This window comes from Caulobacter segnis, from assembly GCF_029543125.1.
GTDB classification, from domain to species: domain Bacteria; phylum Pseudomonadota; class Alphaproteobacteria; order Caulobacterales; family Caulobacteraceae; genus Caulobacter; species Caulobacter segnis_D.
The window spans coordinates 482,780-503,004 of sequence record NZ_JARQWW010000002.1; the positions used below are offsets into that span (position 1 = coordinate 482,780).

Below are 20,225 nucleotides of genomic sequence, written 5' to 3' on the forward strand. Positions count from 1 at the left end.
AGGCCGGCTTTCCCATCATCGATAAGCCTAGGCTTAGACGAGGATGTCGTTGGTGGCGGCGGCGCCGACCGTCAGGCCGGTCACGCCCACCAGCTGGATCAGGCCGTCGGCGTCGTTCACACCGTCGGTCGCATCTTCCAGGTAGATGTAGGTGCTACCGTTGAAGGTGAAGACCGTGAACTCGTTCGCAGCCAGGTTGGCGGCCGCGTCGGCCAGGAAGTCTTCCAGCGTCGAGTTGCCGATGTAGGCGGCGTCCAGCGTCGCGTTGGTGACGTAGGTGCCGAAGCCGGCGCCGGTCAGGTCCAGGGTGTCGTCAGCGGTGAAGCCGTTGATCTTGGCCCAGCCAACCGCAACGCCCGACGAGTTGATGTCGAGGTTGTTGGCGTCGGTGATCGCGATCAGGTCCGAGCCAGCGCCCAGGTTGATCGTGGTCGACTTCAGGACGGCCAGGTTGGTGATCGTCAGGACGTCGTTGCCGCCCGTCAGGGTGATCGTGTCGCTGGTGGTGCCGCCCGTGGTGTAGGTCAGAGCGACGCGCGACAGAGCGCTGGCGTCGATGCTGCGAGCAGCACCAGCCAGGGTCACGCCGGCCGACAGGTTGAGTTCGACGCCACCGGTCAGAACCAGGTTGGCGGTCGAGGTCGTGATGGCGCCCGAGGTCGCGTTGGCCGAAGCCGTGACCGTGGTCGTGCCGGTGGCGGCAACGCCCGTTACGGTGACACCACCGGTGCCGCCGGCGCCGATGGCGACGGTTGCGGCCGTCGTACCAGCGTCATAGGCAGCGGTCAGCAGAGCCGACGACTTGGTGCCGACGGTGAACTGGCCTTGAGCGATGTCGTTGATGGTCACAGCGCCAGCGCCGTTCGCCCACACCGCGGTCGCGCCGGAGATCGAGTCAGCGTCAACGGCGAAAGCGCCAGTGAAGTTGATGGTCTCGAAGCCCGAGATCGTGGTGCTGTAGGCGTTGCCGTTGGTGACGGCAGCGGTGTTGGTGACGTTCAGGGTGTCGGTGCCAGCGCCGCCTTCGAGCAGGATCGCCTTGGTGGCCGTCGCATCTTCCGAGAGCGTGATGGTGACGGTGTCAGCGCCAACGCCCGTGTTGATCACGGTGTCAACGGTGGCGCCGGTGTTGTCGACGGTCAGGCCGGTGATGACGTCATTGCCGCCGGCGGTGTCGATGGTGGCGCCCGTCAGGGTGCCGCCCGAGACGGTATCGTTAGCCGCGGTCGAACGGAACGCCGTGTCAGCCGAGGTCAGGTTGACAGCCGTGCCAGCCGGAGCCGTAGCGTAGTTGATGGTCACGCCGCCCGGGATGCCCGGGTCGCCAGCGCCGCCCGAACCCGTGCCGTAGGACGTGGTCAGGTCGACGTTGAAGTTGGCGGTGCCGTCGGCAGCGTCGGTGTAGAAGTTGTTCAGGGCCGTGACGTACACGCCGACGTTAGCCTTGGTGGCTTCAGCCAGGATGTAGCCGACGACGGCGGCCTTGGTGCCCAGTTCGCGGTCAGCGGCCGGCAGGCTGGCGGCCAGAGCGGCGAAGTAAGCCTGACGGCCGACGATGTTGTCGATCGAAGCCTGAACGTTGATGCCGGCAGCTTGAGCTTGAGCGGTGCCAATGATGCGCTCGTAAGCAACGCGCACGGTGTCGGCGAACGACAGCGAACCGAAGGTCGACGAGAACGCGGTGCGGCCTTCGCCGTTCACGCCCAGGTTGATCGAGAAGTTGATGTAGCGGTTTTCCAGATTGAAGTTCTGGTAATACGCGTCGTTCAGGTCCGAGGTGTTGGTCGTGCTGTTGACCAGGTAGTCGAAGCCAGCGGCGGTCGGGGTCTTACCGGTGAAGAACTGGTAGGACAGCGCGGCGACCGAGGTCGTGGCTTGAGCTTGCGAGTTGACGTAAGCGTAAGCTTGAGCGTCGGTGATGGTGCCGTTCGACGAACGGGTGGCCAGATCGGTCAGAACCAGGGTCTGAGCGGCCGACGGCTGCGTACGGGTGATCGTCGTGTACGCCGTGGTCAGTTGGGCGAGAGTCGCCATTTCGGTGTGTCCTCCAGGGGAGATTGCAATCGCCGGAGCGGCATCAACCACGCCAGGCTAAGGGTGCTATAGAGGAAGGAAATTCCTGTGTACAGCGTTTTTCATACACACCCGCCTCCAGCCAGTGGTGGCCCGGCTTTTTGCGGGTCGTGAACGGTCGGATAAGCGGACGCAGCGGCAGTTTGTTCCGCCGCTTTCTCCATATTTTTCGCCGCCTTGGCCCCCCTTCACGTAACGTCGTTAGCAACCCGTTAAGGTTGATGAAGGGCGCCCAGTGTTGCATTAAACGCACAGGCGTATGGGACTGACGGCGTTGCACGCTAAAGCCTGGCGGACACAGCCTCTTTACCCCGGCTGTCGACAGGTCTAGGCGCGAGTCACGCACTCAATGAATACTGTGATGGAGACGCCCTTGCGCCCAGCCCGACTCGACCTCTCCATCCGAAATGCCATGGTCAGCCAGGACGCCAAGCCACCTAGACCTCAGTCGGGTGCCGCCGAGAGCGACGCTGAGAACGCTGCTCCCAGGCCGCGAAATCCGTTGCGCCGCATCGTCGGAGGCGCCTTCGGCCCCTTGGCCCATTACGCCCGTCGCTATCTCAACGCCTCGGTCGAGCATCATCTGCGCCATGTCGATTGTCGGATCACCGAACTGTCCGAGCAGATGGAGCGGCTGGAGCGGTCGCTGCAGGCTTCCATGCTGACCGTCCATCGCGGCCTCGATTCGGCGTCGGCTCAACGCCAGACGGCGCTGATCCAACATCTCGACACACGCACCGAAGGCCTCGCCGGCCTTTTCGGGCCTCGATTCGACGAGATCGAGCTGAAGACCCGGCCGCTCATCGACTACGACGCCGGCACCATCGCCGTGCGCCTAGGCGACGGCTACGTCATGGCCCCCCGAGACCAGCCGCTGTTCACGCTCATGCTGGCCGACGCCACTACAGGCGGCCTGGAGCCGGGAACGCGCCGGGCGCTTAAGAAGCTGATTGTGCCCGGAATGAATGTCGCCGACGTGGGCGCCAATGTGGGCCTGCTGACCCTGGTCTGCGCCAGATCCACCGGACACACCGGGCGCGTCTGGGCCTTCGAGCCGGAGCTTGGACCCCGCACCCTGGCCTCCAAGATGGCCGCCGCCAACGGCCTGTCCTGGGTCGACCTGCGCGACACCGCTGTTGGAGCCAAGGCTGGGACTCTGACCTTCAATGTCAGCCCGATCATCGGCCACTCCTCACTATACGCCCTGCCCGGCGACGAGCAGAAGGCGGCCAAGAAGGTGAAGGTGAAGGTGGTCACCCTGGACGAGGCCATCGGCGCAAAGACCAAGCTCGACGTCGTGAAGATCGACGTGGAAGGCGCCGAGCTCGACGTGCTGGAGGGCATGGCCGGGCTGCTGCAGGCCAACAACGATCTGGCGATCATCGCCGAATACGGTCCCAGCCACCTGGAGCGCGTGGGCGTCACCCCCGCCGCCTGGTTCAAGGCCTTCACCTCGAAGGGCTACAAGGCCTACGCCATCGCCGAGCCCACGGGGCTGGTCAGCCCCTGTGATCCGAAGGGCCTGAAGGACGTGGAGTCGGTGAACATCGCCTTCGTCAAACCGGGCGGCGCGGCGGCCAAGCGGTTGGGCGCGGCATGAAGCTCGCCATCGTCACCCCCTTCGTGCAGCGCTCGGCCATCGGCCGGGTGAACGCCGCCGTCGCCGACCAGCTAGCCGCCCGCGGGCACGAGGTGCAGATCATCCGCAGCGAAAGCGTCGATGATCCGCAGGCGCCGCTGCACCCCACCAGCCTGCCCTGCCGGCACTGGTCCAAGGTGGATCTGGCCGCCCTGGCGCGTCAGGTGGATCTGGCGATCGTCAATGTGGGCGACAACTACCTGTTCCACGGGGGCATCTTCCCGGTGCTGGAGCAGGTCCCGTCCCTGGGCGTCTTCCACGACTTCTACATCTACAACCTGTTCTCGGGTTGGCTGTTCGACAAACAGTTGGATTGGAAGGTGCACGACGGCGAGATCGAGGCGGTCTATGGCCCGCAAGCCCTGGACGCCGCCCGCGCCGCGCGCTCCGGCGAGCTCGACATGGGCGGCATCGCCAAGGTCATCCCCATGACCGAATGGGTCGCTCGCCGCTGCGCCGGCGCCCTCTCCCACGCCGACTTCTATCGCGAGCGGCTCGAAGCCGTCTGCGCCGGGCCCGTGGGCATGATCCCGCTCTGCGGTCCCGCCCGTCCCGGTGGCCCCGCCCCGGCTCGCAAGCGCAAGGAGCTGGTGGTCCTCACCCTGGGCGTCATGAACGCCAACAAGTGCGTCGCCGAGGTGATCCAGGCCATCGCCGCTTCCGACACGCTGAAGGACAGCGTCCGCTACCGCCTGGTCGGCGCGATCCTGGACTCGGAGCGCGAGCGCCTCACCGCCCTGGCCGACGAGCTCGGCTTCACCGGGCTGTCCATCGAGGGCGCGGTGGACGACGACGCCTTCGAGGCCGCCATGGCCGACGCCGACATCATCACCTGCCTGCGCCGCCCGGTGCTGGAAGGCGCCTCGGGCTCGGTGATCGACGGCATGCTGTCGGGCCGCCCGACCATCGTCTGCGACGCCGGCTTCTATGGCGAACAGCCCGACGATCTGGTCTGCAAGATCAAGCCCGAAGTGGATGTCGCCGAGCTGACCGCGACGCTGGAGCGGCTCGCCGCCGATCCCGCCGCCCGTCGCAAGATGGGCGAGAAGGCCCGCGCCTACGCCCTCGACGCCCTGGGGCCGCAACGCTACGCCGAGGGCCTGGAGGCCGCTGCCCGCGAAACCATCGACGCCCTGCCCCTGCTGGCGGTGGGCCAGCGGATGGGCTGGCGGTTGGCGCAGCTGGGCATCGACCGCGACCACCCAGGCACCGATCGGCTGTCGGCAGCCCTTACGCGGCTGTTTGCGACAGCCGCCGAACCTCAGACCGCTATATAAAAAGCGGCCCGGAAATGCTTCCGGGCCGCTCTTCAATTCGATCATCTGGAAGGGGACTAGATGAGGTCCCAGCTCGCCGCCGGCGAGCCAGCGTTGCTGACGACACTGTCGATCACATAGTCCTTCAAATCTTCATAGTAGTTGCCGAGGTGGAAGGTGCTGCCGACGCTAATCACGTAGCCAACCATCGCCGCCTTCGCGCCGAGAGCATCTCCACCAAGTGCCTGGAAGTAGCTTTGCTTGGATTCGATGTAAGCGAGAGCGGCGGTGAAATCGACGCCGGCCTGAATGGCGTTGGAGAACCCGATGATGTCTCCGTAAGCCTTCTCGACCGCCTGGGAGAATGTCATCGAGCCGTACTTCGCCTCGAAGGTCGCACGACCTTCGCCGAGTTTGCCAAGATTAACTGAGAAGTTGATGTACCGGTTCTCGAGGCTGAAAACGCCATAGTAAGCGTCCGTGAGATCGGTCGTGTTGGTGGGCGAGTCGATCAGATAGGCCATGCCGCTCGCTGATGGGGCGGCGCCGGTGAAGAACTTGTAGACGTCGTGAGCGACACCCGTGGTCGGCAAGGTGGCGTCCACTAGCTTCACCTGAAGCTGGTCTAGCGTGATAGTGCCGGCCGAGTAGGCGCTGAATGCGTCGCTGACATTCTTGTTCACAATCGAGGCTGTACCCGTCTGCGCGGTCACCTTGGGAGAATCTGGAATGATGTTCGCAGCTTCCAGAACCGCCTTGGTTGCTTCAGCCGAAGCAAGCTTCGCCACATCGGCAATGCTAGTCGGCTTAGAGCCGGGGGTGCCCGGCGTGCCCGGCGTGCCGGGGGTGCCGCCCGGACCAGTTGGTACGACGCCAATGTCGATGGAGATCGCTCGAGTGGCGGCGGCGCTAACGTTGCCCGCCCTATCGGTTACGGTGACGCTTAGTGTTTCGGGGCCGGATCCCATGGCGCGCAGGTCGTCGTCAGTGACCTCATAGCTCCAGCTTCCTGCCGCGTTAGTGGCGGTCCGAACGACGCCCCCGAAGCTGATCCGAACAGTTGCCTCAGATTCCGCCGTACCCGTGAACTTTAAGCCGGAAATCTCTCCCGCGCTGATCACGTCGTTTGTGGCCACTGCGTTGATGACCGCCGCCGGCGGCGCGGAGTTGTCTACGATGTAATGATCACCTGCAGTGAAGCCGCCCCCAATCGGCGCGCTGGCGCTATCGATGATGGCTGTGCCCGACGCCTTCAGGTCGAGACGCAAAGCGCCATCGCCCGCAACATCTGCAACCGTCACAACGTAGGTTGAACCGCTTCCGGAGATGGAGCTAATCGTCCCGGTTGCCGACCCGGTGGTCGACAGAACAAAGTCATCCTTGTCCACGCCGGTGACGTTCTCGGTGAAGGTCACGACGTACTGCTTGGTGCCGCCCTTTGTGAACGCGCCATCGGCGAGCACTATCTTGTCGACGGCAGGCGGCGCCGCATCCACAAAAACGCTGCCCAATCCTGAGAAAGAGAGCCCGTTCGTGACCGCTGGGTTACCTTGGAGATCGGCGATCGACCCACCGTTTAGGATGATCCCGCTGCCGGTCGTTAGACCGTTGGTGTCAATGTTGCCAGCACCGACCGTGTAACGGAACGTCACAGTGTCGCTGTCGGCCCCCGGGACGCGGACCGCCTGTACGGTGTCGACGCCGATAGTGACAGCAAGGAATGGCGAACCGGTGACGTGGACGGTTTCGTTGAACTTGACGACAAAGTCGAGGTTCGCGCCCGCTTGATACGTTCCGGCTGCCGGACCTGTCGTCGACACCACTGTCGGGTCCGTCGCATCGACGATAACGCCCGAGGTCGTGCCGACGCCGTTTAGAGTCAGGATCGCGTTGTTTCCAAGAGTGTCTTTGATCGTGCCGCCGTTAAGTGTCAGGGCGCCAACTTCAATGCCATTGGCGTCCACCGAACCGGAAGTGACCGTCCATTGGAACAATGCATCGGCACCGACCCTGCTCACATAGTTGGCGTAGACCGTCGCTGAGCCGACCGTCAGTGCGATGCGAGGAGTGCCGGTGATGACGAACGCGGGATCGTTGAAGGTGACGGTGAAACTGAGAGGCTGACCGGTATGGTACGTCGCAGCGCCCGGCACCGTGACGCCGGTCACCGCCGGGCCGGTGTTGTCCAACGTGTAAGTCTGCCCAGCGAAAACGCCCACATTCGTGATGGCCGTGTTGGTCAGATCGCTAATTGTCTTGTCAGATCGCAGGTTCAAGCCGAGCGTGCCCGTACCGGTCACACCGATGACCGTCACTTGCCACGCGGTTCCGCTCCCTGTTACGCCCGAAATTATGCCGTCCGCGCCGCCCGTCTTTGCAAGCACGAAGTCGGCGGCGTCAACGCCCTGAACGGCCGCGTCGAATGAGACGTTGTAGACGAGAGTGTCGTCCGAGGTAGGCGTCGCGCTCGCCAGATTGATCGAAGTCAGAGCAGCCATACAAAAAGCCCCCAGGCATGTCTTGCGTCACTAACGCGTCACAGACGCGTGATTCACCGCACACTACCTAAGGATTTACTGAACAAGCTAGGCTCTAACACGCATTTTTATACGCTCGCCGGCGATTTTGCGGACAGAGAAGCACCTTGTCACCAAGAGAGAGAGAGACGAGCGCTGACGTCGGTCCCGGACACGGCGCCCCCAAATGGGGCTGCACCTAAACTTGCAGCGCAAGTAGGTTTGACACGCGTCCTGATCTTGGGGGGGACGGTTCAATCTTGGGGGGCTTCATGCCGGTCTTAAGCGGCGAGCGTTGGCAATCGACCGGCCTCACCACCACAGTCACGTGGAGCTTCGCAACGTCGAACTACGCGAGCCTGAAGACACAGTACAGCGGCTACAGGGACTTCTCGACCTCGATCAACAACGACTTCCGAGACGAGATCATCGCGGCCTTCAATGCCTGGGAGGCGGCAGCCAATATCGATTTCGTGCAGGTCGCCGACTCAGCTTCCGTGAACATCCGCATTGGCGACTATGCGATCGACGGCCGCGCCGCCCCCGGGGGCCAGTCGACCCTTGGCCAAGCCCACAACTGGTGGAGCGGAACCTACTACAGGGCCGCTCAGATCGTCTTCGACGTCGACGCTTATGACAGCTCGGCGGATTTCTACTGGACTGCCCTGCACGAGATCGGCCACGCCATCGGGCTTGATCACGCGACCTTGTCGACCGCGGTCATGTATTACCTGAAGACTCCAAGCTCCGCCGCCAGCTTGACCGCCGACGACATCGCCGGCGTGACGGCGATATATGGCGCGCCAGGCTCCGGCGGAACGGGCGGTCCAGCCCGTGACGATTATGCAGGCAACGCGACGACCTCAGGCCGCGTCACCGTCGGCGGCGCGGTGAGCGGCGTCATCGAGATCGGCGGCGATGTGGATTGGTTCAGGGTGGAGTTGTCGGCGGGCCGAGCCTACCGCCTCGACCTGAAGGGCAAATCTTCAGGTCAAGGCACCCTCGAAGACCCTTATTTGGAGGTCTTCAACGCCGCCGGAGTGAAGATCGATTTCATCGATGACGGCGGCGCTGGCCTGGACTCATCCGATATCTTCCGCCCGGCCACGACCGGCATTTACTATCTGGCGGCTTCCGGCTTCGAGGATGACGAGACCGGGACTTACCGTCTGTCAATTATCGACACGTCGTCGCCCGCCGGCTCGACCGCCGTGACGACCGCAGCTCAGAACATCCTTCGGCTTTCCAGCAGCGCGCAGGTCTCGGATCTGTCGACCCGCGTCGCCGCCGGATCTTTGTCACTGACCGCAGCGATCGGGGAGCTTGTGAAGGCGGCGGACGCCACAACCTCGGTGGCCACCCTCTCCTACCAGTTCTTCACGGGCAAGATTCCGGGCGGGCCGGGCCTCGACTATCTGGTCTCGCCCAGCGGGCCGAACCCGAACAATCTCAACAGCGCCTACTTCCAGTCGTTCAACCTTGAGAACCGCTACATCAATTTTGCGGTCAACCTCGGCCGAGATGGGGAGGGCAGGGCTGGCTTCCAGGCCGAGTACGGGGGCCTGTCGCTCTTCGCCGCCACCAAAAAGGCTTATGGCAAGATTTTCGGCAACACCCCGGACGACGCTCGGGTGACCGTACTGCTCTCAGGCGGGAGGGATGGATATTTCGCCAGCTACGGCGGCGATGGACCGTCCGGCCAGGGGACCAAGGCGGCAATGGTGGGCTGGCTCTTGGCTGAGGCGGAGAAAGCGGATCTTGGCGTCTTCGCCCGATCGAACGCAGCCTTTCTCACTGACCTTGCCGACGGCGCCGCCTACGGTGTCGATCTGGTCGGCGTCTACGGCCAGCCAAGCTTCAACTACGGGTGAGCAAAGGCGCCGGCTGCGGTCGCCGGCGCCTTTCCCCATTCACGCGGCCATCAGGGCCAGAAAGTCGTTTTGGTTCAGGTTCGCGTGGACGATCTGCACGCCCTGAGCGCCCGAAGCCGCGAACAGCCCGATCGGCAGGATGTGGAATTTACCATCCTCGATGGCGCCGTCGCCGGGCATCGGGAAGGGGAGGATATGGAATTCGCCCTCGCCCACCGTGATCGGGCCGTCACCCGGCATGGGGAACGGCAGTATGGTCATTACCCCGTCATCACCCGGCATCGGATAGGGCAGGATGGTGAAGACGCCGTCGCCGGTCTCCACGAAGGAGCCCACCTGGCCCGGCAGCGGATACGGCAAGATCGTGAATTCCCCCTCTTCCGCCGGACCGCCGATCACTTCCCCGTCGCCCGGCATCGGGAACGGCAGGATGTGGGCCTCGCCGTCGATGATCGGCATGGGCGATTGGAAATTGTCGTCAGCCGGGATGAAGCCCGCGCCGCCCACATAGAGGTAGCCGTCTTCCTGGCCGTCGCCATTGAAGTCGATCGACAGACGGGTGGAGCCATCGGTCATCCGGCCTTCGCCCAGGATCGTGGCGTTGGGGCCGAGCAGGCCAAGGTCCAGGCTGTCGCCGTCGCCGAAATCGGTGATCGCGCCGAGACGCACGGTCTCGTTGCCTGCGGTCGCAGCGGCGATGACAAAGACGTCCCTGCCGCCATTGCCAACGGCGATGGTCCCGGTCTCGACGAGGATGCGGTCGTCGCCTTCAGTTCCGATCACGGAACGGATACGCGCGTCCTGGCCGGGGGTAGAGTTAGCCATGATCTAAAACTCCATGCGCGAGCGCGAACAGCGCCGCTTGGAGTTCAGTAACAACGAATCCAGTAAAAACGCAATGTCTGTTTCATGACAGAGCCCAACGCCCCACGCCTGTATCGGCCAGGGCCTCGCGCGTCCAGGCCTGACGCAGCCGAGCGACCGCCGCCTTTCCGTCTTGCCCGACAGCGGCGCGCAACGCGGCGTCATCCGTGAGCCGCCGGATCGCCTGCGCCGCCGCATCCAGATCCGGATCAGCCCACATCTGCCGACGATAGCGCCCGCTGGAATCCTCGGCCCTGATCAGGCGGTACGGGACCAGGGCGTCCGGCATTCCGCCCATGAACTCCATGTTGCCCGACCACGCCGTGGCCAGGGCTGCGCGGCCGAGCGCCAGAGCCTCGGCGGGAACCAGGCCAAAGCCCTCAGCGCGATGCAGCGACAGGACCACATCCGCCGAGCTGAGAAGCCGCATCACATCCTCTGCGTCGTACTCCTCGATCAGCAGGCGGATGTCAGGCCGCCCGGCGATCCGGGCGCCGAGCGCGCGCATGGCCGCCGCGTCAGTCTGGGCCTGGACCAGCTTGAGGGTCAGGGCCGCCTTGTCCTGCGCGTGAGGAAACGCTCTCAGGAACGCCTCAACCGCGCCCAGAGGATTCTTGCGGGCGGCGCTGGAGCGAAGGTCGGCCATGGCCAGGAAGTTCACACGGCCGGGTATAAAGCCGAACTTCTCCGGCGCCGGGTCAGCGGTCACGTCCGGCAAGGGATGGGGCATGGACCGCACCGGCACACCGCAGCCAGCGAGACTTTCGGCAGTAAAGCGCGAAGGCGTCCAGATCTCGTCGAAAAAGCGGGCCGTCTTCAGCCAGTCCTTGGGCGCCTGCGGCAGCTCCCAAGCCCAGTAGCCGATGCGGTAGCGGCCGAAGAGATCCTCGCGCCGCACCCGATCGAACAGGGCGATGGCCTCGGGCGCATTGCAGTGCTGCAGCCAGACGCCGCCTTCGCCTGGCAAGGTCACATTGGCGAAGCCTGGGGTGCGGATCGCCTCGCGGGCGTCATGACGGATGACCTGATAGCCGGCGCCTTCCAGCGCCTGGGCGGTCAAGCGGCCGCCGCGGCCGATGCCGAGCGCCTCGTTGTGGAAACCGGAGACCACGATGGGCCCCGGCTTCAGATCGACGCCCAGGCCCGCCAGACGTGAGCGGCGGTGACGGGCGCCGATGACCGCCGCCACGGCGCGGCCCGCGACCGCGCGACCGGCCGCCGGCAGGGGAGCGGCGCGCCAGAGGGTTTGGGCGATCTTGAGGACGGGGCTTTTCAGCTCGCCCAGGGTCGAGGAGGTCATGCCCCGCTCTTAGACCCATGCTCGCCGACGGTCACCCTCTGGCTAGAAGCAAAGCCTAGAGGATGAACGACGCCACGGCGGCGACGACAACCACAAGACCAACGATGTAAATGATGCTGTTCATCTGAGTTCTCCCTGGATTGGAAACCTAGGGAAACCCTTGGCGGCGAAGTCGTTCCGAGGCCCCGACGAAGCGATGTTCACAAGGCGCGGAACACTGCGGCCCGAAATTCGCCGTCTTCGACCTGGCTCTCGAGCGTGAAGCCGGTCCTGTCAGCCAGCCGCGCGGGCGCCTGTCCCATGGGAAAGAAGGTGTGGAAGCGGGTGTAGGCGCAGGCCCACGCATAGCAGGGCGAGGCGTGGGCCATCTTGCCGGCCGGCTTCAGAACCTCGCGGAAGTCGGAGAACTGGGCGGCGGGGTCGAAGAAGTGCTCGATCACATTGTTCGAGAATATGCCGTCGAACCGTGCGCTCACCTCGGCGCGATTGCGCACGATGAACGGACTGGCGGTGGACGCGTGGGGCTCATACCCCCAGACATCCCAACCCTGCTCGCGCAGGACCTCGACGGATCGACTCCAGGCCCCGCTGCCCCAGTTCAGATAGAGGCCGCCGGGCTGTGGGTCGAGCAGATGGAAGGCGCGAATCTCGTCTTCCGTGGAGTCCGCTTCCCGATAGTTCAGGTAAAGCTGCCGGTAGTCCGCGTCGATCACATGCTGCGGCGCATCCAGATACCACTGAGGCCCGAACACGCAGCCGCAGGACGGGCATTCAAAGCGCTTGAGGCGCCCGCCGCCGAAAACGCATGTGTCCTCGCGCACGCCGAACCGTTCGGCCCGCGCCGCCTGCCCGCAGGCCAGACAGGTCAGGGGCGCGTTGATCAGCTTTTGCTCGTGGAGCTGTGCGAGCGTGGACCACAGACCGGGCAGCAACTGTTCGTCGAGCACCTTGGCGCGGGTCTCCAACGCCTCCAGTCGCGCCCGCAGCGCCGCGAGCTTTTCATCAGTCAGCCCGATCTTGGGGTCGCGCCGACCGAACATCTCAGCCGCCCGCCCTGGCCGCGATGGCTGTCGTCGACTGGCCGTCCACGAGGTTGGCCAGATAAACCCGCCCTCCGCCGGCCTTGACCACGTCGCCGCCGACCACCGCTTCCTCCGTATAGTCGGCGCCCTTGATCAGCACGTCGGGCCTCAGCGTCTCGATCAGGGACAGGGGCGTCTCTTCGTCGAAGGCGACCACGGCGTCCACGCCCTTGATCGCCGCTATCACCCGGGCGCGGGCCTCCAACGGCTGGATTGGCCGCTTAGGGCCTTTCAGCCTCGAAACCGAGGCGTCGGTGTTGAGGGCCACGATCAGGCGATCGCACTGCTCGGCCGCCTGCTTCAGCAGGGAGACATGTCCAGGATGGACCAGATCGAAGCAACCGTTGGTGAAGCCCACGGTCAGCCCCTGCCGCGCCCAGTCGGCGCGCAGATCGCTCATCCCCTTCAACGGCAAAAGCCCGGCAACGGACTCCGTACGCTGAGCCGGGCCACGCAGCTCCTCGACCAGTTCGCCGGGGGTGGCGACGGCGGTGCCGTGCTTGGCGACGACGACGCCGGCGGCGGCGTTGGCCAGCCGCATGGCTGCCTCGACCCGCAGGCCTGACGCCAGGCCGAGAGAAACGGCCGCGACCACCGTGTCACCGGCGCCGGAGACGTCGAACACCGAGCGTGCGGCCGTGGCAAGATGCACAGGATCGACACCGTCCCTGAACAGGGACATGCCCTTCTCGGAGCGCGTCAACAAAACCGCCGCGCCGCTGACCGCAAAGGCGGCGTCGGCGGCGGCCTGCGCCTCCGCGTCGCTTTCGCACGGCAGACCCGTGGACAGGGCCAGCTCCTTGCGGTTCGGGGTGATGAAGTCGGCGCCGCGATAGGCGGACAGGTCGCGGCGCTTTGGATCGACGATGGTCGTCGCGCCCTTGCGCTTGGCCACCTCGAAGATCGCCTGCAGGACGCGGTCGCCGAACAGGCCTTTTCCGTAGTCGGAGACCACCAGAACGCCGCCATCCGCCAGGGTCCGCGCCACGGCTTCGACCACCGCGTCCTCCTGCTGCGCCGTCAGCGGTCCGCAATCCTCGCGATCCACACGGATCATCTGCTGCTGCCCGGACAGGTAGCGGGTCTTCAGCGCGGTCTGCCGTCCCGCCACCTTGACCAGATGCGCGGTGGCGGCGCCGTGCGGAGTATCCAGAAGGCCAGCCAGACGCGCGCCGTCCGCATCGTCGCCAACCACGCCGATGAGGTCCGCCTGACCGCCCAGGGCCAGGATGTTGGCGGCGACATTGGCCGCCCCGCCCAGGGTCCAGCGCTCGCCGCCCACATGCAGGACCGGCACGGGCGCCTCGGGAGAGACCCGGTCGACTTGGCCGAAGACATAGTGGTCGAGCATCAGATCGCCGACGACGACGACGCGGCCCTCGACCAATCGCCCGACCTGTTCGATCTCCAGCATGCACGCTCCGCGGTTACAATCGCCAAGCTCTATCGCGGGGCCGCCCGCTTGTCATGAGACCGGCGCTGCGCCGACATTGCACCGACGCTTCCGCACCGTTAGGTTCCGCCCTCCTTCTTCCCCTCCCCAGCCGGGCAGATTCATGACCCTCGACCTTGAGGCCATCCGCGCCGCCGCAGCGCGCCTGGAAGGCCACATCGAACGCACGCCCTGCCGCCACTCCAAGACCCTGTCGAAGATCACGGGCGCCGAGGTGTGGGTGAAGTTCGAGAATCTGCAGTTCACCGCCGCCTACAAGGAGCGCGGCGCGCTCAACAAGCTGCTGCTGCTGTCCGAGGACGAGAAGAAGCGCGGCGTCATCGCTGCCAGCGCCGGCAACCACGCCCAGGGCCTCGCCTACCACGCCACCCGCCTGGGCGTGCCGGTGACTATCGTCATGCCGCGCACCACGCCCTTCGTGAAGGTGCAGCACACCCGTGACTTCGGCGCCGAGGTGGTGATCGACGGCGAAACCTATGACGACGCCAACGCCACGGCCCGCCGCCTGCAGGAAGAGCGCGGCCTGGTCTTCGTCCACCCCTTCGACGACTACGACGTCATGGCCGGCCAGGGCACCATCGCGCTTGAGATGCTCGAGAGGGTCCCTGATCTGGAGATCCTGCCCGTGCCCATCGGCGGCGGCGGCCTGATCAGCGGCGTGGCCACGGCGGCCAAGGCCCTCAGTCCCGACATCCGCATCATCGGCTGCGAGCCGGCCATGTATCCGTCCTTCACCGCCCGCATGCGCGGCGTCACCGCCCAGTGCGGCGGCCAGACCATCGCCGAGGGCATCGCCGTCAAGAGCGTCGGCGACAAGACCTATGCCCAGGTCCGCCCCCTGATCGACGACGTCCTGTTGCTGGAGGAGCCGTTCATGGAGCAGGCGGTCTCGCTCTACGCCAATGTGGAGAAGACCATCGCCGAGGGCGCCGGCGCCGCGTCCCTGGCCGCCCTGCTGGCCTATCCGGAACGCTTCCGCGGCAAGAAGTGCGGCCTGATCCTGTGCGGCGGCAACATCGACACCCGCCTGCTGGCTTCGGTCCTGACCCGTGAACTGGTGCGCGCCCAGCGCCTGGTGTCCCTGCGCATCGTCGGCGACGACCGTCCTGGCCTGCTGGCCACCGTGTCCCAGACCATCGGCGATCACGGCGCCAACATCATCGAGGTGGCGCACAACCGCCTGGCCCTGGACGTGCCGGCCAAGGGCGCGGAGTTCGATGTGACCATCGAGACCCGCGACGCCCAGCACACCCGGGAAATCATCGACGCCCTGCGCGGCGCCGGCTATCCGCCGCGCACCGTCTAAGAAGGCCTATCCGCATGTTCAAGAAGATCGCCCTGGCGCTGGCCGCCACCCTCGCCCTGGCCGGCTGCGGCCCGAGCAAGGAGGCCAAGGCCAACCTCGCCGCCTCCGACGCCTTCATGGCCGAGAACGCCAAGAAGCCGGGCGTGGTCACCCTGCCCAGCGGCCTGCAGTACAAGGTGGTCCGCGCCGGGCCCGAGACGGGCGCCCATCCCGGCCTCCGCGACGAAGTAAAGGTCCACTACGAGGGCAAGCTGCTGGACGGCACGGTGTTCGACAGCTCCTACGAACGCGGAGCCCCGGCCACCTTCCCGCTGCAAGGCCTGGTGCCCGCCTGGCGCGAGGCGATCCCGCTCATGCGCCCCGGCGATGAATGGACGCTCTATGTGCCGCCGTCGCTCGGCTACGGCGCCGAGGACAAGGGGCCGATCCCCGGCAACAGCGTGATGGTGTTCCGCATCGAGCTGATCGACTTTCTCTCCAAGTCCGGCGCGCCCGGCCAGGGCTGAGTTTTCATCTAAACGTCGCGCGCACGTCGCCCTACTGTCGCGGGCTGGACTTAGGTCCAGCCGCACTGGCGGAAGGGATCTCCAACATGTCGCGCACGCATACCGGCTTTGGCCTCACGGGACTGGCGGCTTCGGCCGCTCTGTCGTTCAGCGCCCACGCGGGGCCGGTCGACATGGGCCAAGCCGAGGTGGTCCGCCGCTATCCGGCGCCGGAAGCGCGCCAGGGCGTCGCGGTGGACCGCGACCACATCTACGCCGTCGCCAACTTCACCATCGCCAAGTACGACAAGAAGACGGGCGCCAAGTTGGCCGAGTGGAAGGGCGACCCCGTCCGCTACCCGCACATCAATTCCTGCACGATCATCGCCAGGGAGCTGGTCTGCGCCAGCTCCAACTTCCCGGCGACCCCGCACTGGAGCTCGGTGGAGTTCTTCGACCCCAAGACCCTCAAGCACCTGCGCACCGTGGCCTTGGGCCCCGGCACGGGTTCGGTGACCTGGATCGAGCGCCGCGACGGCTTTTGGTACGCGGCCTTCGCCAACTATGACGGCAAGGGCGGCGAGGCGCCGCGCGACCACCGCCACACTGTCCTTGTCAAGTTCGACGACCAGTGGCGGCGGACCGAAGCCTGGACCTTCCCGCAGACGGTGCTGGAGCGTTTCGCGCCCATGAGCTCCTCCGGCGGCGGCTTCGGTCCCGACGGCCGGCTGTACATCACCGGCCACGACCACAAGGAGCTCTACATCCTCGACTTCCCCAAGGAGGGCGGCCCGGTGCTCGAGCACCTTGCCACCATCGGCGTGGACGTCGAGGGTCAGGCCATCGACTGGGACGAAACGCAAGCTGGTATGATCTACGGGATCAACCGCTCCACCAAAGAGATCGTCGCCCTGCGCATACCCTCGCCGCCGGCCAAGCGTCCCTAAGCGGCCTTCTTGCGCTTGGGGATCAGGTGGACGATCCCGGCGATGACGGAGCCCACCACCAGGCCGAACACGCCATAGGCGGCGGCCATGGCGGCCCAGCCGGTAATCGGGCCGATCCCCGGCGCGACCGCGGCGGCGTGGCTGAGCGCCTCCACGCCATGCTCGATGGCGGAGACGCCGAAATGGTCGAGCCCGTGGACCAGAATGCCGCCGCCGACCCACAGCATGGCGAGGGTGCCGATGTAGGTCAGCGCCTTCAGGATGACCGGCATGGCCTTGACCATGCCGCGCCCGAACGCCTTCACAGGGGCTGAATTGCGCTGCGCCAGATGCAGGCCGATGTCGTCCATCTTCACGATGAAGGCCACCGCGCCGTAGACGATCACCGTGATGGCCAGGGCCACCACCGCCAGGGCCGCGGCCTGGACTGGCAAGCTCATGTCGGACACCTCCGACAGGGCGATGGCCATGATCTCGCCGGACAGGATCAGGTCCGTGCGGATGGCGCCGGAGACCTTCTCGTTCTCCAGGTCCTTGGCGCTGAGGGCCAGCCCCTCGGTCTCGTCGTGCTCGGCGTGCGGCAGGATCTTCTCGATGATCTTCTCGGCCGCCTCGAAGCACAGATAGGCGCCGCCGCACATCAGGATCGGCGTCACCGCCCAAGGGGCGAAGGCGCTCAGGAGCAGCGCCCCCGGCAGCAGGAAGATCAGCTTGTTGCGGATCGAGCCGATGGCGATTTTGGCCACGATCGGCAGCTCCCGGTCCGGCGTGAAGCCCACCGCATAGCCAGGCGTCACCGCGGTGTCGTCGATCACGACGCCCACCGCCTTGGAGCCCGCCTTGCCGGCGGCCGCGCCGATGTCGTCCACGGAGGCGGCGGCGATCTTGGCGATGCCCGCCACATCGTCCAGCAGTGCGACAAGTCCCGAAGCCATTGGCGATCCTAAAAAGAGCTGCAGGCGATCCGTTAGGGCCGCACCGCGCCAAGGTAAAGCGTGCACGCCGCCTCAAGTTTCGGGGACCGTGTTTTTCGTGACTGGCGCGACACGCGCTGTCGCAATCGCGCCGATATGAAGCCGCGCAAGTGCTGCGATCAGACGTTAGACCGCGAACATGTCTAACGCCATCGGACGTCGCGAGCTTCTAACGTTGCTGGGGAGTTTTCTTGCTGTCCCGGCCGCGGCGCAGAACAAGCCGATGACCCTGACCCTTCTGGGCGACTCCATCACGTCTGGATACGGCTTGCCGCCGTCCCAGCGTCTTCCGCGCCAGCTTCAAAGCGAGCTCCACCGACGAGATTTGTCGTGGCGCGTTCATGGGGCCGGAGCAGCGGGCGACACCACCGGCGACGCCCTTAGACGCCTCAACCGGAGCATCGCTCCCGGCACATCACTTTGCATCGTGGCTGTCGGCGCCAATGATGTGCTCACCGGTGTCGCGCCCGCGCAGTTCAGCGCAGATCTGACCGCCCTAGTCGGCACGCTTCGTTCGCGCGGGATCATCGTAATCCTGGCCGGCCTGCATCTGCCGCCGTACCTGGGCGCCGGCTATGCCGAAGCCTTCAACTCGACCTTCATCCGCCTGGGACGACGCGCTGGGGTGACCTTGATCCCCAACTGGCTGGCCGGCGTCCTCGGCGATCCGGCCCTCAACCAGGCCGATTGCATTCATCCCAATGGCGCCGGCGTGCGCATAATCGCCAGGCGCCTGGCTGACGCTGTCGCAATCGCCGCACCGCGTTGACGGACCTTCGGCTGCGCCTACATGTTAAGGGAGCAGATCGGGGGATAGGAGAACGTCATGAAGAGCGCCATTCCCGCTGTTTGCATCGCCGTCGCCATGAGCCTTGGCGCGGCGTCGGCAAACGCCGCGCCGTCAAAAGCGCTGACAGAACGCCAAGCCAAGGCCGAGTCGCGCCTGGCCAAGGCGCTCGAAGGCCGCGTCGCAGGCGAGCCCGTGCGCTGTCTGCGCCTGACCAACATCCGCTCAAGCCAGGTCTACGACCGCACCGCCATCGTCTATGAAGGCCTGGGCGGCGTGCTCTACGTGAACCGCCCCCGCTCGGGCGCCCAGTCGCTGGACCGCAATGACGTCCTCGTCACCCGCACCAGCACCGGCGACCTGTGCAGCATCGACATCGTGAGCCTTTGGGATCCGAACAGCCGCATGCAGAGCGGGTTCGTCGGCCTGGGCGAGTTCGTGCCGTACAAGAAGGTCGCCAGGGCGAACTAAGGCGCAAGGCCGGCTTCATCGCCTCCAGACCCGACACTCAACCTTCGGGTCGATCAGGATCGCCGGCGGTCTTCAGCGGAGCGATCTCAACCTTGTCGGGCGGACGAGACGGGCGCGTCTCCACGCGCTCCATGAGGTCGTCCATAAGGCTGACGCGGGGCCGAAAGCCCCGCCGCGTCAGCCGCGGCGCGACCTTCCACGCCGCGGCGATGAACCCGATCAGCACGAGCGCGGCGAGGATATTGGCTGTCGGCGAGGTGTTCACTGTCAGTCGGTGAAGACGACGGTCTTCTTGCCGTTCAGCAGGACCCGGTCCTCCAGCCGCCAGCGCAGGGCGCGGGCCAGGACGCGGCGTTCGATGTCGCGGCCCTTGCGGACCAGATCCTCGGGCGTGTCGCGATGGCTGATGCGCTCCACGTCCTGCTCGATGATGGGGCCCTCGTCCAGGTCGGCGGTGACGTAGTGGGCGCTGGCCCCGATCACCTTCACCCCCCGCTCGTGTGCCTGGTGATAAGGCTTGGCGCCCTTGAAGCCCGGCAGGAACGAGTGGTGGATGTTGATGCAGCGGCCTTCCAGCTTGGCGGCCAAGCCGTCGGACAGCACCTGCATGTAGCGGGCGAGGACGACGATGTCGGTCTTCGTCTCCTGGATCAGCTTCCACAGCTCGGCTTCCTGCTCCAGCTTGGTGGCCTTGCTGACCGGCAGATGATGGAAGGGCAGGCCGCTCAGATCCACGTGCGGATAGATGTCGCGCGGATGGTTGGAGACCACCGCCGAGATGTCCATCGGCAGCTCCTCGATCCGCCAGCGATAGAGCAGGTCGGCCAGGCAATGGTCCGACTTGGACGCCAGGATCATCACCCGATAGCGGTCGGTGCGGTCACGCAGGGTCCAGGTCATGGACAGCTGGCCGGCCAGGGCGCCGAACTCGTCGCGCAGGGTCTGCGGGTCCGCGCCCTTGGCGTCGAACACCACGCGCATGAAAAAGACGCCCGTTTCCTGGTCGTCGAATTGCTGCGCGTCGAGGATGTTGCAGCCGCGCTCGAACAGAAAGGTGGAGACGCGTGAGACGATGCCGCGCTGGTCGGGACAGGAGAGGGTCAGGATCATGGTCCGCGCTCTTTAGCTTCGCCGGGCGCGGTTTTCCACAAATGAGCGCTATCGAGGCGTTTAGGAGAGCTGCGGACGGATTTTGGCGCTC

The 20,225-nt window shown here is 65.6% G+C and carries 17 protein-coding genes; 8 read left to right on the forward strand and 9 right to left on the reverse strand.

Translation table 11 applies throughout. The features are described from left to right. Positions 1 to 33 precede the first annotated feature (33 nt). Entirely contained in the window at positions 34 to 2,034 is a 2,001-nt protein-coding gene (locus P7B02_RS07010; RefSeq protein WP_277785608.1) for a hypothetical protein, read from the reverse strand. A 541-nt stretch (positions 2,035 to 2,575) separates the two neighbouring features. On the opposite strand from P7B02_RS07010, the gene P7B02_RS07015 reads away from it, so the two are divergent. Then, positions 2,576 to 3,673 carry an FkbM family methyltransferase gene (locus tag P7B02_RS07015; protein WP_277785609.1) on the forward strand — a complete coding sequence of 366 codons (1,098 nt, stop codon included), beginning with the start codon at positions 2,576 to 2,578 and terminating at the stop codon, positions 3,671 to 3,673. After that, the gene (locus tag P7B02_RS07020) at positions 3,670 to 4,989 is read left to right on the forward strand and encodes a glycosyltransferase family 4 protein (RefSeq protein ID WP_277785610.1); all 1,320 of its coding nucleotides are present in this window, start codon (positions 3,670 to 3,672) and stop codon (positions 4,987 to 4,989) included. The genes P7B02_RS07015 and P7B02_RS07020 overlap by 4 nt, the downstream gene beginning before the upstream one ends. 56 nt (positions 4,990 to 5,045) lie before the next feature. Here P7B02_RS07020 and P7B02_RS07025 read toward each other — a convergent pair whose 3' ends face one another. Then, the gene (locus tag P7B02_RS07025; protein ID WP_277785611.1) at positions 5,046 to 7,466 is read right to left on the reverse strand and encodes an Ig-like domain-containing protein; all 2,421 of its coding nucleotides are present in this window, start codon (positions 7,464 to 7,466) and stop codon (positions 5,046 to 5,048) included. Positions 7,467 to 7,756: 290 nt separating this feature from the next. On the opposite strand from P7B02_RS07025, the gene P7B02_RS07030 reads away from it, so the two are divergent. Continuing rightward, entirely contained in the window at positions 7,757 to 9,355 is a 1,599-nt protein-coding gene (locus P7B02_RS07030) for a matrixin family metalloprotease (RefSeq protein ID WP_277785612.1), read from the forward strand. Between the two features lie 39 nt (positions 9,356 to 9,394). Here the strand turns inward: P7B02_RS07030 and P7B02_RS07035 are convergent, their stop codons facing one another. The 4 genes from P7B02_RS07035 to rfaE1 all read right to left on the reverse strand — a co-directional run bounded on the left by P7B02_RS07035 (position 9,395) and on the right by rfaE1 (position 14,015). Then, positions 9,395 to 10,180: a hypothetical protein gene (locus P7B02_RS07035; protein WP_277785613.1), complete on the reverse strand. Its 786-nt coding sequence runs from the start codon at positions 10,178 to 10,180 to the stop codon at positions 9,395 to 9,397. Between the two features lie 82 nt (positions 10,181 to 10,262). Continuing rightward, the gene (locus P7B02_RS07040; RefSeq protein ID WP_277785614.1) at positions 10,263 to 11,519 is read right to left on the reverse strand and encodes a glycosyltransferase; all 1,257 of its coding nucleotides are present in this window, start codon (positions 11,517 to 11,519) and stop codon (positions 10,263 to 10,265) included. Between the two features lie 200 nt (positions 11,520 to 11,719). Beyond that, positions 11,720 to 12,559, reverse strand: coding sequence for a class I SAM-dependent methyltransferase (locus P7B02_RS07045; RefSeq protein ID WP_277785615.1), 840 nt, complete (start codon positions 12,557 to 12,559; stop codon positions 11,720 to 11,722). A gap of 1 nt (position 12,560) precedes the next feature. Beyond that, the gene (rfaE1, locus tag P7B02_RS07050; protein ID WP_277785616.1) at positions 12,561 to 14,015 is read right to left on the reverse strand and encodes a D-glycero-beta-D-manno-heptose-7-phosphate kinase; all 1,455 of its coding nucleotides are present in this window, start codon (positions 14,013 to 14,015) and stop codon (positions 12,561 to 12,563) included. Between the two features lie 142 nt (positions 14,016 to 14,157). Here rfaE1 and P7B02_RS07055 point away from each other — a divergent pair, with 142 nt between their 5' ends. The 3 genes from P7B02_RS07055 to P7B02_RS07065 all read left to right on the forward strand — a co-directional run bounded on the left by P7B02_RS07055 (position 14,158) and on the right by P7B02_RS07065 (position 16,792). Then, complete coding sequence (locus P7B02_RS07055) at positions 14,158 to 15,360, forward strand: threonine ammonia-lyase (RefSeq protein WP_277785617.1); 1,203 nt, start codon at positions 14,158 to 14,160, stop codon at positions 15,358 to 15,360. Positions 15,361 to 15,374: 14 nt separating this feature from the next. Beyond that, positions 15,375 to 15,866: an FKBP-type peptidyl-prolyl cis-trans isomerase gene (locus tag P7B02_RS07060; protein ID WP_277785618.1), complete on the forward strand. Its 492-nt coding sequence runs from the start codon at positions 15,375 to 15,377 to the stop codon at positions 15,864 to 15,866. An 86-nt stretch (positions 15,867 to 15,952) separates the two neighbouring features. Beyond that, complete coding sequence (locus P7B02_RS07065) at positions 15,953 to 16,792, forward strand: hypothetical protein (RefSeq protein WP_277785619.1); 840 nt, start codon at positions 15,953 to 15,955, stop codon at positions 16,790 to 16,792. Here the strand turns inward: P7B02_RS07065 and P7B02_RS07070 are convergent. Next, positions 16,789 to 17,727: a DUF808 domain-containing protein gene (locus P7B02_RS07070; RefSeq protein ID WP_277785620.1), complete on the reverse strand. Its 939-nt coding sequence runs from the start codon at positions 17,725 to 17,727 to the stop codon at positions 16,789 to 16,791. The two genes, P7B02_RS07065 and P7B02_RS07070, sit on opposite strands and share 4 nt — an antisense overlap. A gap of 262 nt (positions 17,728 to 17,989) precedes the next feature. Here P7B02_RS07070 and P7B02_RS07075 point away from each other — a divergent pair, with 262 nt between their 5' ends. Together P7B02_RS07075 and P7B02_RS07080 are read left to right on the forward strand one after the other, a co-directional pair. Next, positions 17,990 to 18,535, forward strand: a complete 546-nt coding sequence (locus P7B02_RS07075) for a GDSL-type esterase/lipase family protein (protein ID WP_277785621.1) — start codon at positions 17,990 to 17,992, stop codon at positions 18,533 to 18,535. 57 nt (positions 18,536 to 18,592) lie between these two features. Next, entirely contained in the window at positions 18,593 to 19,024 is a 432-nt protein-coding gene (locus P7B02_RS07080; protein WP_277785622.1) for a hypothetical protein, read from the forward strand. Positions 19,025 to 19,061: 37 nt separating this feature from the next. Here the strand turns inward: P7B02_RS07080 and P7B02_RS07085 are convergent, their stop codons facing one another. Both P7B02_RS07085 and purU read right to left on the reverse strand, forming a co-directional pair. Next, positions 19,062 to 19,289, reverse strand: a complete 228-nt coding sequence (locus P7B02_RS07085; protein WP_277785623.1) for a hypothetical protein — start codon at positions 19,287 to 19,289, stop codon at positions 19,062 to 19,064. Between the two features lie 2 nt (positions 19,290 to 19,291). Beyond that, positions 19,292 to 20,134: a formyltetrahydrofolate deformylase gene (gene purU, locus P7B02_RS07090; protein WP_277785624.1), complete on the reverse strand. Its 843-nt coding sequence runs from the start codon at positions 20,132 to 20,134 to the stop codon at positions 19,292 to 19,294. Positions 20,135 to 20,225 lie beyond the last annotated feature (91 nt).

What these genes read in the sequence shown, in the direction of transcription:
- P7B02_RS07025 (WP_277785611.1), bottom strand. Translation starts at nt 7,466, where the DNA reads ATGGCTGCTCTGACTTCGATCAATCTGGCGAGCGCGACGCCTACCTCG.
- P7B02_RS07040 (WP_277785614.1), bottom strand. Translation starts at nt 11,519, where the DNA reads ATGACCTCCTCGACCCTGGGCGAGCTGAAAAGCCCCGTCCTCAAGATC.
- rfaE1 (WP_277785616.1), bottom strand. Translation starts at nt 14,015, where the DNA reads ATGCTGGAGATCGAACAGGTCGGGCGATTGGTCGAGGGCCGCGTCGTC.
- purU (WP_277785624.1), bottom strand. Translation starts at nt 20,134, where the DNA reads ATGATCCTGACCCTCTCCTGTCCCGACCAGCGCGGCATCGTCTCACGC.
- P7B02_RS07065 (WP_277785619.1), top strand. Translation starts at nt 15,953, where the DNA reads ATGTCGCGCACGCATACCGGCTTTGGCCTCACGGGACTGGCGGCTTCG.
- P7B02_RS07080 (WP_277785622.1), top strand. Translation starts at nt 18,593, where the DNA reads ATGAAGAGCGCCATTCCCGCTGTTTGCATCGCCGTCGCCATGAGCCTT.
- P7B02_RS07070 (WP_277785620.1), bottom strand. Translation starts at nt 17,727, where the DNA reads ATGGCTTCGGGACTTGTCGCACTGCTGGACGATGTGGCGGGCATCGCC.
- P7B02_RS07045 (WP_277785615.1), bottom strand. Translation starts at nt 12,559, where the DNA reads ATGTTCGGTCGGCGCGACCCCAAGATCGGGCTGACTGATGAAAAGCTC.
- P7B02_RS07010 (WP_277785608.1), bottom strand. Translation starts at nt 2,034, where the DNA reads ATGGCGACTCTCGCCCAACTGACCACGGCGTACACGACGATCACCCGT.
- P7B02_RS07055 (WP_277785617.1), top strand. Translation starts at nt 14,158, where the DNA reads ATGACCCTCGACCTTGAGGCCATCCGCGCCGCCGCAGCGCGCCTGGAA.
- P7B02_RS07020 (WP_277785610.1), top strand. Translation starts at nt 3,670, where the DNA reads ATGAAGCTCGCCATCGTCACCCCCTTCGTGCAGCGCTCGGCCATCGGC.
- P7B02_RS07030 (WP_277785612.1), top strand. Translation starts at nt 7,757, where the DNA reads ATGCCGGTCTTAAGCGGCGAGCGTTGGCAATCGACCGGCCTCACCACC.
- P7B02_RS07060 (WP_277785618.1), top strand. Translation starts at nt 15,375, where the DNA reads ATGTTCAAGAAGATCGCCCTGGCGCTGGCCGCCACCCTCGCCCTGGCC.
- P7B02_RS07035 (WP_277785613.1), bottom strand. Translation starts at nt 10,180, where the DNA reads ATGGCTAACTCTACCCCCGGCCAGGACGCGCGTATCCGTTCCGTGATC.
- P7B02_RS07075 (WP_277785621.1), top strand. Translation starts at nt 17,990, where the DNA reads ATGACCCTGACCCTTCTGGGCGACTCCATCACGTCTGGATACGGCTTG.